We start from the raw sequence: 510 nt of genomic DNA, 5'->3' as shown, positions 1-510 counted from the left end.
CCGCCCCACCCGGAGGTTGCGGACGCCCTCGCCCGCCTGCGGGATGCCGGCTTCCCGCTGGTGGCCCTGACCAACTCCGCCCCGGAGGTGATGCGCGACCAGCTCGCCCATGCGGGGCTCAGCCCGCTGCTGGACGCGATGCACTCGGTGGACGCCGCGCGCGCGCTCAAGCCGGCACGCGCCGTCTACGACACCGCCGCCCGGCTGATCGGCGAGCGCCCGGCCGCACTGACGATGGTGGCCGCCCACGGCTGGGACATCGCCGGTGCCATGAGCGCCGGCTGGCAGGGCGCCTTCATCGCGCGCCCCGGCCAGGTCCCGGAGGCGCTGTTCCCGGCGCCGACGATCATCGCCGCCGACCTGGCGGAGGCGGCGGATGCCCTCATCGCCCGTGGCTGAGCCCTAGGCGCGCCGCCGCCTCAAGGCCTCGGCGACGTTGGCCCCCAGCATCAGCAGGCACGGCGTGAGCACCAGCGTGAGCGCCGTCGCGAAGGTGAGACCGCCGGCGAT

At 75.9% G+C, this 510-nt stretch carries 1 protein-coding gene; it reads left to right on the top strand.

Features of this window, described 5'->3' with window-relative positions; genetic code table 11:
• A partial coding sequence (locus tag G7A99_RS24665; RefSeq protein ID WP_163144716.1) for an HAD-IA family hydrolase occupies positions 1–399 on the top strand: 399 nt, incomplete at its 5' end.
• Positions 400–510: the final 111 nt, after the last annotated feature.

It is taken from the genome of Arhodomonas sp. KWT, from assembly GCF_010993615.1.
This window is presented reverse-complemented; position numbering and strand designations above follow the sequence as displayed.